Source organism: Pseudoalteromonas sp. (assembly GCF_018402495.1).
GTDB lineage: Bacteria > Pseudomonadota > Gammaproteobacteria > Enterobacterales > Alteromonadaceae > Pseudoalteromonas.
In genome coordinates, this window is sequence record NZ_JAGYIU010000001.1 from 469,138 (window position 1) to 486,423 (window position 17,286).

The following is a 17,286-nucleotide window of genomic DNA, read 5'->3' on the forward strand; positions in this document are numbered from 1 at the left end:
AGAACAAGGATGTTAAATGGCCCAAGGTAAATTAAATAACAACCTAACCGAAAATGAAGTTTTAAAACAAGCCGCTGACTTAGTTGGAAAAGCTGATGTTAAAGGCGCGATTAAGTTATTAGAGCACTGGCAGAAGGAAATGCCATTTTCGCTTGAGGTACTTAATACACTTACCCTGCTTTATTATAAAGTGGGAGACTTTGACCGTGCTGGTAAAATATCGTTTAAAACACTTAGCAAAGAGCCCGAACAAGAAATAAAAAGTAACCTTGATGATTTCCCTGCATCAGCAGACTTAACCTTTTTGGAGGAACAAGAAACTAACTTAATGGAGGCCGAGTATTCGTTTGATGATGAAACGCCATTAGAGCCTGTTAAAAGAAAGGTATTGAGCTTAAAACGAGATAAGACAAAAGAACCTAAGAACAAAGTAACGTTTAAACATAAGTTAACTGATCAAGCACCTGCTAAAAATACAACAGTAAGTGATGTCATAGCAGCAGACCATATTGAGAAAAATAACAATCTAACTACCATCCACCAACTGAGTGGTCTCCAAAAAGTTGAATTAGTAAGGCCTGTATTGAGTTTAAATAAAAATACTGGAGAGCCTCCTAAACAAACATTTGGTGCAAATAACTCAGAGGCAGAAAATGTACAACCAATCGTAAAATCTGATCTTACTAACACTCAGCCTTCTATTGAGCACGCACCTGAAGAAAAACCTAAGCGAGCTGTTTTAACTTTAAAGGGTAAATACACATCGCAATCTGCAGATACTCAGCAAATACCTAAAATAGTTGTTAAATCAAAAATTAAAAGCCTTGATAATAATGGTACCTCAGCGCTGAATGAAGAAACTAAACGTGAGAGTTTAAGCGCTTTAAAAGAAGAGGCAGGTAAGCCATTACGACCTGATACTAGTGAGCTGCAAAGTAAATTACAACATGCCAAGCAGTCGGCTACTGATGAAGTGAGTAGTCAAAATAAAATAGTAGAGCAACCTGTTAAAGAACCTGTTTTTACTGAGGCCATGAGTACGGTTTTACTTACGAAAAGCAATGTTAATTTTATTAGTGATGAACCTAGTGAGCTTGAAGGTAAGGATCTAATTGAAGGTGACCTAGAGATTGAAGGCTTTGGTGATTTAGTTGACTTTGATGGAAGTGTTGAATTAGAACAAGATAGTTTTGATACATTTAATGATGACCTCTATGGGTTATGGGATGACTCATTTGCTGATGAAGTTGAAGATGTTTCTGATAGTGGCCCACTCGATAATACGCTTACTCAAGAAGATCGCGCTGTAGCGTTGGCTGCAGAGCTGATAACGTCTTTTGATTGGGAGCGCAGTGCTTTGCCTTTTTTAACCGAAGTACTTTGCATAAAAGGATGGGTTAATGCAAAAAGGGCATTAGAGCGAGAAGTTGCAGCAGGTGCAACGTTAGATGAGTTAATACTTGCATTCGAAGTTAAAAATTTATGGCTAGACTCTCCTCGATATTGGATTGCCTTTTCTAAAGCTTATGTATCTGGCGAGTCAACGGATGCAATATATCGTCACTTTAGCTGGAGACAGGCACTTCGTTTAATTAGAACTTTTAATGACTTACCAAGCTTTGAAGAAGTATATGATTTATTAGAACAGGAATTTGACTATTGGTACGACCATAAAATCCTTAGATTGTGTTTTCCTGCTTTTATAAAATATTTATTTAATTATCGGTTGAATGAAAGAAATATTACTTCCTCTATTGGTGGCTTTGGTAATGCACAAGATTATGATCATGTTGATGAGCTTTGGGCGAGTCAAACGCATTCTGAAGAGATGCAAAAATTAAATGAGTATGGTGTCGATTTATTAGCTAAAAATGCGCAACCAAGTTACTACACCTCTGATACATACACTCGAGAGTATTTACTCGAGTATTTTAGAAGCTTCTTGCCTGAAGATGAAAAGGATAAAAACTATGAATAAATATAATGGACTAAAGCCCGTAAAGCGTTGTTGGGTTAGGCATGAAAAGTTGGGTGATGGGTTAGTGCAGCAAGTTATGGAAGGTTTAGATGGGGTTACTTTAAAAATCCATTGGCCGGCGCTGGGTCGTCAAACATTAGAATTACTTTCATCAGTTGGTTCAGGTTTTAAGGTTGGTATGGAAGTGCAGCACGTCCCAGTTTCGAATAGTGAAAAATCACTAGGAGAAGGTGTTGTTCTTAAAACACAGGAAATTGCAGGCTTTCATCAAGTATTGGTTAGTTTTTCAAACACAGGCACAACTCTATGGCTACCTTTTGAAAGACTAGCCTGGATAAAAGGGGTTAAGCACCGCTTCTGCACACAAGATTTTGGTGATGAGACCTCACCTGAAAAGTTTAGATTAAAAGTATTGGCGCACGCTATTGAAAATTGGAATGAGAATACTGGTTCTTTATCCCGTATGCATATTGATCCTTTACCGCATCAGGTGCATTTAGTGCATCATATTTTAGCATCGGGCCACGCTAACTGGCTCATTGCTGATGACGTAGGCCTAGGTAAAACTATTGAAACAGGCATGCTAATTAATGCACTAAAGCAGCGCGGCCTAGCAAAGCGTGTCTTATTAATTACCCCTGCAGGCTTAACCACTCAATGGAAAGAAGAGCTATTTCATAAGTTCGAATTAAGCGATTTCAGAATATATGACACTGACTTTTCAATTGGAGAAGCCCGTGAATGGGGTATGTATAAATATGTTATTGGCTCAATAGATAAGTTTAAAGATGAGAGACATTTAGATAAATTACTCAGGGCTGATGACTGGGACTTGGTGATATTTGATGAAGCGCATAGGTTAAGTAGACGGCAGTATGGATTACAGTTTGATGTATCCCATAGGTTTCAATTAGCAAATTTTTTACGATCAAAAACAAGGGATATGCTGTTATTAAGTGCAACGCCTCACCAAGGTAAACCAGATAAGTTTCAAAGTTTATTAATGTTACTTAACCCAGATAAAAAAGAAGAAATACAGACTCTTTCATTAAACCCTGAAATTCTCTCAGAAATGATGATTAGAAATAATAAATCTGATGTAACTGACATTGAAGGGAATTTTATTTTTAAAGGTAAAACGACTAGAGCAATTAGAGTTCCTCATGATGATTCAATGAGGGCATTTGACGAGTCGCTTCAGTCATATTTAAGAAAGGGTTATTTAACTGCTAATGAAATGGGGCAAACCGGTTATGCGATTGGCTTTGTTATGACTGTTTATAGAAAACTTGCTGCTTCGAGTGCAAAGGCTATTAACAAAGCCCTTAGGAATCGAAAATTGCGCCTAATTGAAGCATCAAAGTCATTTTATGAAGATAGTGAGTTTTTTGAAGATGAACGCTATTTGGGCGAAGTAGAAGAAAATGAAGTTTTGAGTTTAAAAAATAAAGAGTTTTTTGCAGGTGAGCTTGAACAACTCGATGTATTAATTGCAGAAAGCGAAGAAGTACTGCAATGTGATCCTAAACTAAAAGAATTTACAGATACTTTAATACCTTCAATTTTAGCCAGTAATAGGGCTGAGAAAGTTTTAATCTTCACAGAGTATCGCTCAACCCAAGAATATTTAAAAAATGCTTTAGAGCAGAGTTTGGGAATGGGATGTGTCGACTTAATTAATGGATCTATGAAGCATAATGACCGGAGAAGTGCCATAGAAAGGTTTGAAGGTGAAGGTCAATTTTTAATATCGACTGAAGCGGGCGGTGAAGGTATTAACCTTCAAGAAAAATGCCACATTATGATCAATTACGATTTACCTTGGAACCCAATGCGGTTAGTGCAAAGAATAGGTCGGCTTTATCGATATGGACAAAAACATCGTGTTGTGGTTTTTAACTTGTATTCGCCTGAGTCTATGGATGACCAAATAATGGAATTAATGCAAGAAAGAATAGAGCAAGTGGTTGGCGACTTATCAACGTTGAGCGGAGAATATAACGAACGGTTGGGCGAAGATATAATGGGTGAAATTGCAGACCTTGTTGATGTTGAAAGTATTTTAGAGGATGCGATTGGAGATGGTATTACACGAACGCGTGGTCGTATTGAAGAGGCGTTGAATAAAGCAAAAAGTTCAGCATATAAACAGCGTGAATTATTTGAGCACGCTGCAGGGTATGACCCAAATGAGATGAAAGAGGAGCTAAATATAACCTCTGAACATGTGCAGTCTTTTACGGTGGGTATGTTTGAATATTTAGGTGTTGAAATAGTTGATACAACGCATAAAAACTTAATATGGAATATAAAGTTACCGGAAGAATACGCTGCGGAATTAGGGGTAAGAAAGACACGGTGGGAAATTACTTTTGATAGAGCCTTGTACGCAAGGCGTGGTAATTGTGAAATGATGGATTTAGATAATTTTATTTTTAAGTATTTATTAAAAAAGGCTAAATCATATGAATTTGGAGGCTTAACCGCAGCTGTAAAAGGTCTCGAAGATATTGATGGCGCAATACTTTGCTCATATTTGAAATGGCAAAATACAGTTGGTTCAAGACAAAGGCAGGAGCTAGTTGCTACTCATTTAAATGCTAATAATGATATTGAAATTAATCCACAAGCGTTTTGTGATTGGCTTAAAACACCAGCAAGTTATTCAGCACTACAGGTAAGCGATACCACTAGCAAAATGGCATATGCCAAACTTGAAAAAGTAGTGTTTAGTATTTTAGCTAAAAAAGCAAACAGACTACTGCATCCCGAAGGAGTTCAAGATTTAGCTGCTGGTAAGTTTGGTTAAATCTATGAAACTCCAACTTTGCGCTTCAAACGCACTTAATAAATACTCAAAGGCTGATTTACCTCGCTTGCCATATGACTCTGGTAAACAAGCGGGGGTAAATACCCTAATTAGTGACGGCGATAATTTTAACTGGCAATTGCAGATTATTGATGACAGCTATAAGTCCCGTGAAAAAACAATCATTGTTTGTGAGGCGAATAGCCGTTTTACGTTTATACCCATTAGTTTAAAGATGAATATTAAAAAATAAAATAAGGAATTTTTGTGATTTTTAAAGATATAAAACCGGATTTAATATATGTAGAGCTGCAAAGTGTGATTAGGGATTTGATTAACACAATTGATGCATCGGAAGTTGAAACTACAGATAAGGAAATAGCCACATTTAGCCGCAATTTACTTAATGAGTTAGATGCTAATATTGCGAGCGAATTAGATAATCTAAAAGCTAACTCAGAATGGGATACGTTTACAGTCGCATTTTATGGTGAAACAAATGCAGGTAAATCGACTATTATTGAAACGCTGCGCATTTTACTAGCAGAACCTCAAAAAGTTTCCTCACAAAATAAGTTTAAAGAGCTTGCTAAAGCATTAAATATCGATAGCGTGTCATTTGAACAAATTAACCAAGAAATAGCCGAACTTAAAGATAGGAAAATTGTATTAGAGCAAGGTTTAAATAGTGTTAAAGACAAAAGTGCTGAAAAACTTGCCTGTCTTAATAGCGAACTAACTAAGCTTAATAAAGCTATAGATTCTAAGCTTGCAGCGTTTAATATTTTTCAAAAGATTTGGCACTTTTTTAGTAAGCTCCCTGAAGAGGCACAACTAGTTACTAAACAAGAGCAGTTTGAAAGTACAAAGTTAATACTTGAGGATAATGTTGCCCGAGCAGAAAACGAAGTGTCTGATAATAACGAACGTTATGACGCTGCATGTTTGAAACTAGAGCATATGGAAGGCGAGTTAGAAAAGTTAGTGCCTTATGCTGACGGGGCTATTATTGGTGATGGCCGTTCTGATTTTACTTTAGACAGCCAATCTTACTTAATGCAGGGAGATGAAAGCCACTTTACTGTTTTAGATGTGCCAGGTATTGAAGGTAAAGAAGAAAAAGTAGGAGAAAGTATTTGGAGTGCAGTACACAAAGCGCATGCTGTATTTTATGTAACTTCTAAAGCGGCTGCACCTCAAACAGGTGATGATAAAAACAAAGGTACGTTAGAAAAAATAAAAGAGCACTTAGGTGACCAAACTGAAGTTTATAGTATTTACAATAAACGTATTACTAACCCTTTGCAGCTGCAAAAAAGTCAACTTGTTAGCGAAAGTGAACTAGCCAGTTTAGCTGAGCTTGACGTTAAAATGACGGAGCAATTGGGCGAAAACTACCAAGGTACTAAAAGTGTATGTGGTTTAGTGGGTTACCTTGCTGCTGCAAACTGCTTAGTAGCGGGCTCAGCAGATCATAAACGTCAAGAAAAATTTTTGAAGGATAATAGCGAACAGCATTTATTGGATTACTGCGGGTTTACTGACTTAAAACAGTTTTTAGTTAGCGATTTAATAAAAGACTATAAAGTTAAAATCATTAAAGCCAACTTTAACAAAGCAAACCAAGTTTTAAAGGGAGCAAGTAGTAGTATTTCGGCTTTACGTGATGAAAAATTTGAACCATTACACACTAAATTAAAGGAAGAAATAGGCTCTGCTTCAGAACAATTAGATATTGCTTTAAGTAGCTTAAAAAGTAGGTTACTCACTTCAGTTGGTACGAGTGTTGATAAATTTAAATCATCAGTGCGTAAATCTGTTTATTCAGAAATTGAAGATGATATAAGCAATGATGATTTTAAATATGAACTTAAAAGAGCTATTAGTCGATCGCAAAGTCAGTTCGATGAAAGCCTACCAGAGGCAATTAATATTCAACTTAATGAGTTTGGTGAAGAGGTTAAAGGCATTGTGGAGCGTTTTCAAAAGCATGCAGGTGAATTATTAGATGCTTATTCATCTTTTGAAACCAATACAATTGCAAGCAATTTTAGTATATCTGTAGATATTGATAAAGGATTTAACGTAGCTGGGATAATTGGGTCAGTTGTTGGTGCGGTTGCACTAGCCTTGTCTGGCGTTGGTATAGCTGCGCTTGCTATAGGAGCTGTTGGAGTAGTAATTTCATTCGCAAAATCAATAGGCAGCTTTTTTAGTTCAAGCTATAAAAAGTCTCAGCAGAAAAAGACAACGGATGACAATATTTACAAAATTGCGCGCGAGCTTGAAAGCACGGCAAAAACAAATATAGACGAAGCGTTTAAAGAGCTTGAGGAAAATATTGATACCATAAAGTTTTCTTTAAAAACTCCAATTAAACACACTGCATTAATTAATAAGATACTTTCAATTTCAATTGAAAAACTTCATAAAACATCAAGACAATTAGACAAGGAATTATAATGGAAGCAACATTAAAAACGTTTAATACTCAAAAAGAGAGCACGCTTAATATATTAAACCAGTTGCATGCTTTTTTACTTCAGGGTGAAGGGTTGGGTATAAATATTGACTCATCTTTAGTTAATAAATTAGATACGGCTATTAAGTCACTTTCTGATGATAATTTAAAAATAGCTTTAATAGGTGGCTTTTCAGAAGGCAAAACATCAATTGCTGCAGCATGGATGGAGCGCTTAGATCAATCAACAATGAATATTAGTCAGCAGGAGTCGTCTGATGCGGTGTCTGTTTACAATGTTAGTAATGGTCTTCAATTAATTGATACTCCTGGACTTTTTGGTTTTAAAGAAAAAATAAATGCAGATAGCTCCGCAATAGAAAAATACAAAGATATTACTAAAAAATATGTGAGCGAAGCGCATTTAGTTTTATATGTTATGAATTCGACTAACCCTATTAAAGACAGCCATCAAGAAGACTTACAGTGGTTATTTAGAACGCTTAATATATTACCGAGAACGGTATTTGTATTAAGTCGCTTTGATGAAGTGGCCGATGTTGAAGATATAAATGAATACAACGAAAACTTAAATGTAAAAAAAGAAAATGTTGTTAACCGTTTAAAAGACTTAATAAACCTTGATGAAAGCGAAGCTGATAGTTTGTCTGTTGTTGCAGTTGCTGCTAACCCTTTTGATATGGGAACTGAGTATTGGCTTGATAATCTTGAAAAGTTTAAACAGCTATCTCACATTGAGTCGCTGCAAGCTGCTACAAATGAAAAAGTAGCCAGTAATGGGGGCGTTGAAAGTATTGTTGTTGAGGCAAAAAATAGCATTGTTAGAGATGTACTCAATGAAGAGTTACCGCTGGCCATTGAAAACGACAAAAAGCTAGGCCAAGAGGTTGAAAAAATGCTTGATGTCGTAGATACAATGAAAACAAAGTTAACTAAAACACAAGGTTTAATTTCAGATTCTCGTGTAGGGTTGCGTGATTTTGTAACAAGCTATTTTGCAGACTTGATTTTGCAAGTTCAAGGTACTGACTTAGAGACATTTAATCAGTTTTTTCAACGAGAAGTAGGTGATGGTGGGGTTGTTATTTCATCAAGATTACAAAGTGAATTTGATCGCTATTTACGCTCTGCAAACTTAGAAGTAAAAAGTATGGCATCAAGCTTTACACAAGAGGTAAACCATTTTAATGATGCTGTGCTTGGGTACGGAAAGCAAGGTGTGGATTTACTTGTAAAAAGCAATGTAATTAACAATACGTCTATTATTGCAGCTAGAGATGGAATAAAAAGTATTGCTGGTTTGGTCGGTATGGATTTGTCTAATTTACTTAAATTTAAGCCTTGGGGTGCAGTTAAAGCAGCTAATGCTATGAATGGTGTATTTGCTGCTGTTGGTATCGCCTTTGAAGCTTGGGACAGTTACAAACAAGTTCAAAGAGAAGAAAAATTTCAAGCAGCAGTAAAAGAGATGGTTAATAACTTTAATAGCCAGCGTGCGGAGCTTTTAGAACTAATAAATGGCGATGAATTTGTTTCGAAGTTTTTTCAGTCGTTTATCGAGCTTGAAAAAGGTGTAACTGAGCTTGAAAATAATTTAGCTGGGCGTACCGAACAGCGTGATAACTTTCATAAATGGCGCATGACTGGTGAAAAGATTAAGCAAGAATTTGAAGCGGTATAATTGTAAAAAATTTAGCTGATTGCAAAAGCATATCAAAAGCGATGTATTATATGCATCGCTTTCTTTTTGTCTTTTGGATGAAAACACCTAACTTGGGTGTGTTTTTATTGGTTTTTTAGATTATGTAGATTCGCTATTAATGTCGGGTGGCGTGGCTTTGCCACTTAACCGACCTACGTTTGGTGGGTAATATGTTTTGTTTGGGTGTATGTATTGGGGGGTAAAAAAGCTTGATAACGATACGTTATCAAGCCTTTGTATAGCTGCTTGTTACTCAACAGTTGTTGTTAAGCCTCGGCGTTTTAATAGTGCAGAGGTGTCTGGCTCTTGGCCTCTAAATGCTTTATAGGATTCCATAAGGTCACGCGAGTTGCCAACTTCAAGTATTTCTTTACGGTATTTGTCGCCTAGTTCGCGTTTTAAGCCCCCTCGCTCTTGTACATAAGCAAATGCATCGGCCGCTAAAATTTCACTCCACATGTAAGCGTAGTAGCCTGCTGAGTATCCGCCGCCCATTGAATGAGAGAAGAACGCAGATTTATAACGAGGCGGTACAAATGGTACGTCAACACCATGTTTTTTTAGTACGTCTTGTTCAAATTTTTCGATGTCTTGCAATGGTGCGTCTGCTGGTAATGAGTGCCATTCCATATCTAATAGGGCAGCAGATACATATTCTAATGTATCAAAACCTTGGTTAAAGCTGCGCGATTTAATCACTTTTTCAAGCAGTTCATCAGGGATTGGCTCACTTGTTTGGTAATGTTTAGCATAGTTTGCAATGACCTCAGGGTGCATTGCCCAATCTTCTTCAAACGTTGATGGAAACTCTACAAAGTCTCTTGAAACCGATGTGCCAGATAAGGTTGGGTATTTAACTTTAGAAAGCATACCGTGCAAGCCATGACCAAGTTCATGGAAAATAGTGGTTGTTTCATCGTAACTAATGAGTGTTGCTTCACCCTTAGGGGCTTTTTGAATGTTCATTACATTCACGACAACCGGTTTTTGCTCATCCATGCCAGATTGCTTAACAAACGAGCTCATCCATGCGCCACCACGCTTGCCTTCACGAGCAAAGTAATCTGCAAAAAAGATCGCAAGGCTTTCACCATTTGCATCAAATACTTCATACGCTTTTACATCAGGGTGGTACACAGGTAAATCGGTACGTGGTTTAAATGTAATGCCATACAAGCGATTCATAGTAAAGAACACACCGTCTTCTAAAACACGGTTAAACTCAAAATATTCTTTAACTGCTTTTTCATCAAGGTTGTACTTATCTTGACGTACTTGCTCTGCGTAATATAGCCAATCCCACGGTTTAAGCTCAAATTGTTCGCCTGATTGGTTAATTTTTTCTTGAATATCGGCTGCTTCTAACGCTACATTTTGCGTTAGCCTTGGCACCATGCTTGCAAACATATCAAAAACAGCTTGTGGTTTTTTAGCCATTTGCGATTCTAAACCAAAATCAGCCCAGCTGTCGTAGCCTAATAGCTTTGCTTTTTGTGCTCTTAATTGAACCAGTTGTGCAACAATATCACGGTTACTGTATTCACCATCAAGTGCACGCTCTGCAGATGCTCGCCATATTTTTTCACGTAAATCACGATTTTTTAATGACGCTAAAACAGGCTGACGAGTTGTGTTGGTGATTTTTATTAAATATTGTCCATCGTGACCAGCTTCAGTGGCTGCATTGGCAAATTGCTCAATTTGACCTGCTGATAACCCGTCTAACTCACTTTTGTCTTTCACTATAACCACGTTACTTTTGCTCAATGCTAATAAGTTTTGTGAAAATTGTGTGGTTAGGCTTGATAATGACGCGTTTATATCACGTATTTGCTGTTTTTGATCGTCATTAAGCTTAGCGCCAGAGCGTACAAAACGTTTGTAGTAAACGTCTAACAGTCGTGCTTGTTGTGGGTTTAATTCAAGGGCGTCGGCTTTTTCATATAATGATGCGACTTTTTTAAATAATGCATCATTTAAAAAGATGTTATCGCTGTGCGCGGCTAATTTAGGCGCAAGTTCTTTTTGAAGTTCACGGCGCTCAGGGTTTGAACTAGAGCCTGCAAGGTTGTAAAAAATGCTGCTTGCTCGGGTTAATAATTCACCACTTTGCTCTAATGCTATAATTGTATTTTCAAAGGTTGCAGGAGCGATATTATCAATAATAGCCTTAACTTGGCTCATTTGCTGCGTCATGCCTTGATTAAAAGCAGGCAGAAAGTGCTCATCTTTAATCGCATTAAAATCAGGTGTTTGGTACTGTAATGTACTTTTTTCTAACAATGGGTTTGTAGCATGTTGAGCGTGTGTTGATACCGTTTGTTGTTTGTTTTGTTGTGTCGTATCAGTGTTTACATTTGGCTCTGAACACGCTGTTAGTAAAAGCGCAGAGCTGATCGCCGTAGCGAGTAAAGTTTTCATATGTACGTTCTCTTTTTGTTTACTTTTAATTTGTTGGCTAAAGAATACGTTGACTTAAAAGCAACTACACTTAGGTTGCGATAAACTTGAGGTTAGCTGCGATAAACAGGTTATTTACTTTTTTGATTCAACGATAGTAAGTTTTTAACGCCTCGGTGCAGTGCAATTATTTTTAGCGATGCATGGTAGGCTTTTACTTATTAAAAATTAACTTTTCATTATTTGGTGTGATAATGAGCTCAGTATATCGACGACTTTAAAGCTTGCTTGCTCCATCATTGATATTTTTTCTATGGCCGTGCTCAGATCTCCCGATTGATAAGCCGCTAGAGCAGCAAAGCCGTTTTTATGGACGTCTTCGTGGGGCGTTTCTAATGCTTTAAAGTCATTTATTTTTGAGTATTTTAATGCCCCTTCACCTTGGTAGTACCATTGTCCTAATCGGCACATTGTATGATCTGAGAAGTCGTCTGCGGTTTTAGTTGATTGCCCTAATATAACCTTGTAAATATCGTACTTCCATACGATATGATCCATCTTTACTGTTTGAATAAATGCATCTGCACTTGAGTTAATAATAACCTGATACATATTTTGTGATAGCTCAACCACTTTTTTAGCTGTCGTATCAATTTCTGAAGAACTGTTTGCAATGCCGTCGCTTTCTTCACTTACGTTTGTAATGCTAGTAACAACACTTTGCATTTGTTCGTTAACTTTATCTATTAAATTAGAAATTTCGTTAGATGCATCAGAAGAACGTTGAGCAAGTGTTCTTACTTCGTCGGCAACGACCGCAAAGCCTCGGCCTTGCTCTCCGGCTCTTGCGGCTTCAATAGCAGCATTGAGCGCGAGTAAATTTGTTTGATCAGAAATCCCTTTGATAATATTTACAAAATCATTAATTCCGGTGGTAACTGATTGTAATTCTTTAACAGACTCAGAAGCTGATTTTGTGTCTCGCGAAATATTATGCGTCGACGATGATGTAGTAGCTAGCATAGTTAAAATGGTATCAAGTAACTCTTGAGATGATTTAAATGACGCAATATCATTTATTAACTTATGCGAAGTAGATGCTAAACTTTCTCTTATTTCACCAATTAAATCAGATGATTGTAATGACAATGTGTTTAATTCACGCTGTTTTACATAGGCTGTATTATTTGTTACTTCACTGTCATGTAATTGTGTTTTTTCGGTATTTGCTGCTAATAATTGTGCTTCAAGCACTTGATTGGCTTTTTTTAATTGGTTTAACTCGTTATTTAAATCGTTAATTTTATCTTTATATTTTGAACTAAAGAGCATGAAAGCCTCACTTTAAACGCAGGGGATTAATTACAACTAATTATTTTGAGGGGACAAATATGAAAATGGCACACTCAATTAAGCGAATAAGTATAAAGTTGCATTTTTGTAATAATAAAATGTAGATTACTTAATTTTGTTTGTTAATGCGAGTGGAATTTATGCTCGTCGGTGATTAAATAGTAAGTTGTAGCATGTCTTAGTGGTTACTTTATACCTTTGGTAAATCAAACTTTTCGTCTTAATGTGGACGAAAAGTTTGCTCAGGGCGGCCTTAGTACTTTCTAATTGGTTTAGTTAATTGTGCTTGAAATTCATCTGGGAATAAAATAGTGCCGTCGTCGTCTTCGGTAGGGAACACGGCAATCAGCAAATCGTCCTCTTCAAGGCCGGGTGTCCAGCGGCTAAACCAATCGTTAGTTGGAATTGCTTTAGGTGTACAGCCTTGCCATTCGCCCGTTGCCCAGGCTTGTGCGAATTCTCGTGTTGGCCATACTGGCACGCAATCGTCGTCTTCGTTTGTGAGCATTACGCAGCCGTCGTCATCGTTTAAAATCCACACTTGCTTAAACTGCTGCACGGTTTCGTACATGTATGCGAGTCGTTTTTTTGCGCCAAGGCCTAAAATTACGTCGTCTTGCTTTGATAAATTGTCGGTGGTCATTTTTGGCTCTCTCTCACGGTGGAGTATACAAAGAGCAGCGAGCTGCTGCGCTTTAAAATTTAGTTTAGCTGATGGCTGCTAGTAGCTCATTGGCTAGTTGGTTTAGTGCGTCGGGGTCTTGGTTTGTTAATGCGTAGGTGCGTAATCCATATATACCCATAACACAAAATCGTGCCAGCTCTATGGCACTGCGGCCATTGGTAATTTCTTTATTATCAATTGCTTTTTGTAGCTGCTGCGCAAAGGCATGCTCGTATGCAGTTAAATTAGTACGCAGTACGTGGCAAATTTGGGGGTCATTACCCTCTACCTCGCTAATGCTTTTTGTGAGCAGGCACACTTTGGTTGCTTCACCGTCAATGCATTCTTGCACAATGATATTAAGGTATTGTTTCAGCGTCTCTAAAATACAACTGCTGTGCTCAAAAAGAGCAGTAAATTGAGTATTACGATCGGTTTGGTATTGCTCAGTAGCGGCTAAAAAAATGCCTTTTTTACTTCCAAATGCCGCGTATAACGAGCCCGGATGTAAATGGGTTGCTTGAGTCAGTTTTTGCATACTGGTTTTTGCATAGCCGTGAAGCATAAACATCGCCATTGCTTGGCGCAGTACAAACTCTGTATCAAATTCTGCAGTTCTCATAATGACTCTTTTGGTTGGCAGAGTAGGTAAAGCGAACTCTCAACAATAAGCCTACCTTGCGTTGAGCTCAAGTAAAGTAGTTTACGCAATCTTGAACAAAGTTTCAAAATTATACTTGAATATTCATTCAAGTGGCCCTATCTTGAATGTACATTCAACAAAGGATAAATATTATGTCGACCGACTTACTTTCACCTTTTAAATTAAATAACAGCATTGAACTTCAAAATCGCGTACTAATGGCACCACTAACTCGTTGTATGGCAGATGATAACTTAGTGCCAACACAAGCGATGGTTGATTACTACGCTCGCCGTGCTGATGTAGGATTAATTATTAGTGAAGCAATTATTATTCGTGCCGATGCGCAAGGTTACCCAAATACACCGGGGATCTTCACTAGTGAACAAATTCAAGGTTGGAAAAAAGTCACTGATGCCGTGCATGCCAATGGAGGTAAAATATTTGCGCAATTATGGCATGTTGGTCGTGTTGCACATCCTCACTTTTTTGGTGGTGATGTTCTGGCGCCATCGGCAATAGGGGTTGAAGGTTCAGTACCGCGTATGCGCGAGCTTACTTACGTTACACCTAAACCGGCAACTAAAGATGATATTAAAGGCTTAGTGGCTGACTACGCAAAAGCGGCCGAAAACGCGATGGAAGCCGGGTTTGATGGCGTGGAAATTCACGGTGCAAACGGTTACCTAATTGACCAATTTTTGCATTATGCAGCCAATGAGCGGGATGATGAATATGGGCAAACTCCAGAGAATATGTCGCGTTTTGCCCTTGAAGTTACCGATGCCATTATTAAAATAGTAGGCAATGAGCGTACTGCTATGCGCTTAACACCCGGTGCTTATTTTAATATGAGTGAAGACAGTCGCGATAAAGCGGTATTTGATTACTTACTGCCTGAGCTTGAAAACCGTAAATTAGCCTATTTACATGGCGGTATTTTTGATGACAGCATGCGTTTTGATTCACTTGATGGTAAATCAACGTCTGAATTTTTACGTGCAGGTTATAAAGGCACGTTAGTAGGCGTAGGGAGTTACAGCTTTGAAACCGCAAAGGAAGCGATTAACGATAATAAATTTGATTTAATTGCCATTGGCCGCCCACTTATTGCTAATCCAGATTACATTAGCAAAATTAAAAATGGCGAAGAAGTGATTGCTTATAATGATGAAATGCTGGCTAAGTTAGTTTAAGTTTTAAAGAGTTCTTAGTATAAGCCCACAAATGTGGGCTTATTACTTAAAAGCGGATTTATGAATCTATTTTTTTAGATAGCTCTGCTAGTTCTTGAATTTTAGTAACGGTTTCTTTTATATAGCCGTTTATTTCTTCAGAAGAGGCCTTTGAATTACCTGCTAGGGTCCTTACTTCGTCAGCAACAACGGCAAAACCGCGTCCCATTTCACCGGCTCGAGCGGCTTCAATAGCGGCATTGAGTGCAAGTAAGTTTGTTTGCTCTGAAATAGCATTAATTGTTTCTACTATTTTGCTGATGGTTTGGCTTATGTCTAATAATTCTTTCATTGATACTTGAGTTTGATTAACCGCTGTTTTTCTTTCTGTTATATTTAAGCCTATAAACATATAGCTGGTAGTTTCACCATTAACATTACGAAGAGCGCATATTCTTGCGTCAAAGGCAACATACTGCTGGTGTTTTTCAAGCTCATAGGTTTTTGAGATATGTTTGTTTTTATCTAAAAATGCTTTTTCTTCAACGCTAAGATCAGAAATCAAATTTTTAGCAAATTCCTCTACAGAAAAATTGGGTTTTAATGCTGTTTTTAATAATACGTTACAATCGAGCACTTCACCTTGAAGAGAAACTTGTAGCATAGCAATGGACTCGCCGATAGTTTCTAACTTGTTGGTGAAATCTAGCGCCATTTGCTTTACTTCAGTTATATCAGCTTGAACAGCAATGTAATTTTCTAATTCACCCTCTCTTATAACTGGGTTGATAGACAGCGAGGTCCAGTAAGCACGTCCAGATTTTGTATAGTTTAAGATTTCTCCGTAAAAGGCTGTCCGATTTTTAAGGTGTGTGCGAATAATGTCTATCATATTTTTATCTGAATCTTTACCTTGTAAAAAACTGCCTGGCTTTTTACCTTTTATTTCACTTAAAGCGTACCCAGTTAAACGCTCAAAACCATTGTTTACATACTGAATATAGCCGCTAGGGTCAGTAATTATTACAGCGTTGTCTGTTTCGTTTGCAACAAGTGATAGCATCCGCTGTTCTTCCCTTGTTATCACCTCTTGGGTTACGTTTTTAATAAACGCAGTGTAAATAACGCGATCAGCTAATTTTATTTTCGATAGCGATAATCTCCCCCATACAATTGTTCCATCTTTGCGTTCAATTTCAACTTCTCTACTGGTGCCCACTATTTTATCTACACCTGTTTTTCTGTTTGCGTTTACAAGCTCATCATGGTTATGTTGTATTGCATGAGGTACTAGCATTTTTACATTTTTTCCCATCACTTCTTGTTTAGTGTAACCCCACAGTGTTTCAGCAGCTTTGTTGTATAAGGTAATACAATTATTCTCATCAATGCATACAACGGCATCAAGAGCTTGCTCTAACGATTGCTCGTTAACCTCTTTTGCTTCACGCTCTGCTGTTATATCTCTAATGAAAGCGGTGTAATGTTTGCTGTTATTTACTTTTACCTGCGAAAGGGCTAGCTCGACCCAAATTCGATTCCCTGATTTAGTTTGTAATTCTACTTCTCGGTGGCTGCCAACAATTTTGTCTTGTCCGGTTTCTCTGTGGTGATTTACATAGTTGTCGTGGTTTTGTTTATGTTCGTCAGGTACTAGTTTACGTATATTTTGACCTAATACTTCATCTTCTGTGTAGCCCCATAATTTTTCTGCGGCTTTGTTATAAAAGACAATATTATTTTTTTCATCTATAGAAACAATTGCCGTAATAGACTGTTTTAATGCTTGCTCAGCGCTATTAGCGAAAAAATTAAACAACATAGTGCAACTACCTATAATTAAAGAGTTAATAAAAAAGATAGTCTAGAAAAACCTAATTGCAAAAGAAGCACTTAACTTTGTGTTAAACCGCGCTTTTAGGCTAAATATTGTTATTTTACGAATCTTTAATTATTTTTGCTTACTACTTTAACGTCATAATTAACTCATGTTTTTTTAATTATTCTGTCAATAAATTCCATTTTTTTTGTCATATTAAAAACCTAGACTGTGCCCGTTTTATTAATAACTTTTTATAAT

The 17,286-nt window shown here is 37.3% G+C and carries 11 protein-coding genes; 6 read left to right on the forward strand and 5 right to left on the reverse strand.

What is annotated here, in order from left to right; all coding sequences use genetic code 11:
* The first annotated feature begins 16 nt into the window (after window positions 1–16).
* Genes KG708_RS02240 through KG708_RS02260 form a run of 5 tightly spaced genes read left to right on the forward strand, consistent with a single transcriptional unit; the run spans window position 17 to window position 8,950 of the window.
* Entirely contained in the window at window positions 17–1,978 is a 1,962-nt protein-coding gene (locus tag KG708_RS02240) for a hypothetical protein (protein ID WP_213607895.1), read from the forward strand.
* Window positions 1,971–4,787: a helicase-related protein gene (locus KG708_RS02245; RefSeq protein ID WP_213607897.1), complete on the forward strand. Its 2,817-nt coding sequence runs from the start codon at window positions 1,971–1,973 to the stop codon at window positions 4,785–4,787. Before KG708_RS02240 ends, KG708_RS02245 begins: the two co-directional genes overlap by 8 nt.
* A 4-nt stretch (window positions 4,788–4,791) precedes the next feature.
* Window positions 4,792–5,040, forward strand: a complete 249-nt coding sequence (locus KG708_RS02250; protein ID WP_301002947.1) for a hypothetical protein — start codon at window positions 4,792–4,794, stop codon at window positions 5,038–5,040.
* Window positions 5,041–5,054: 14 nt separating this feature from the next.
* Window positions 5,055–7,250, forward strand: coding sequence for a hypothetical protein (locus KG708_RS02255; protein ID WP_213607898.1), 2,196 nt, complete (start codon window positions 5,055–5,057; stop codon window positions 7,248–7,250).
* Window positions 7,250–8,950: a LeoA/HP0731 family dynamin-like GTPase gene (locus KG708_RS02260; RefSeq protein ID WP_213607900.1), complete on the forward strand. Its 1,701-nt coding sequence runs from the start codon at window positions 7,250–7,252 to the stop codon at window positions 8,948–8,950. Before KG708_RS02255 ends, KG708_RS02260 begins: the two co-directional genes overlap by 1 nt.
* A 270-nt stretch (window positions 8,951–9,220) precedes the next feature.
* Here the strand turns inward: KG708_RS02260 and KG708_RS02265 are convergent, their stop codons facing one another.
* The 4 genes from KG708_RS02265 to KG708_RS02280 form a co-directional block, all read right to left on the reverse strand.
* Window positions 9,221–11,392: a M3 family metallopeptidase gene (locus KG708_RS02265; RefSeq protein WP_213607901.1), complete on the reverse strand. Its 2,172-nt coding sequence runs from the start codon at window positions 11,390–11,392 to the stop codon at window positions 9,221–9,223.
* Window positions 11,393–11,599: 207 nt separating this feature from the next.
* Complete coding sequence (locus tag KG708_RS02270; RefSeq protein ID WP_213607903.1) at window positions 11,600–12,703, reverse strand: methyl-accepting chemotaxis protein; 1,104 nt, start codon at window positions 12,701–12,703, stop codon at window positions 11,600–11,602.
* Between the two features lie 274 nt (window positions 12,704–12,977).
* Complete coding sequence (locus tag KG708_RS02275; RefSeq protein ID WP_213607905.1) at window positions 12,978–13,367, reverse strand: DUF2750 domain-containing protein; 390 nt, start codon at window positions 13,365–13,367, stop codon at window positions 12,978–12,980.
* A gap of 64 nt (window positions 13,368–13,431) precedes the next feature.
* Window positions 13,432–14,010, reverse strand: a complete 579-nt coding sequence (locus tag KG708_RS02280; protein ID WP_213607906.1) for a TetR/AcrR family transcriptional regulator — start codon at window positions 14,008–14,010, stop codon at window positions 13,432–13,434.
* Between the two features lie 173 nt (window positions 14,011–14,183).
* Here KG708_RS02280 and KG708_RS02285 point away from each other — a divergent pair, with 173 nt between their 5' ends.
* Window positions 14,184–15,227, forward strand: a complete 1,044-nt coding sequence (locus KG708_RS02285; RefSeq protein WP_213607908.1) for an alkene reductase — start codon at window positions 14,184–14,186, stop codon at window positions 15,225–15,227.
* 58 nt (window positions 15,228–15,285) lie between these two features.
* Here KG708_RS02285 and KG708_RS02290 read toward each other — a convergent pair whose 3' ends face one another.
* On the reverse strand, window positions 15,286–17,028 hold the full coding sequence (locus tag KG708_RS02290) for a PAS domain S-box protein (RefSeq protein WP_213607909.1): 1,743 nt from the start codon (window positions 17,026–17,028) through the stop codon (window positions 15,286–15,288).
* Window positions 17,029–17,286: the final 258 nt, after the last annotated feature.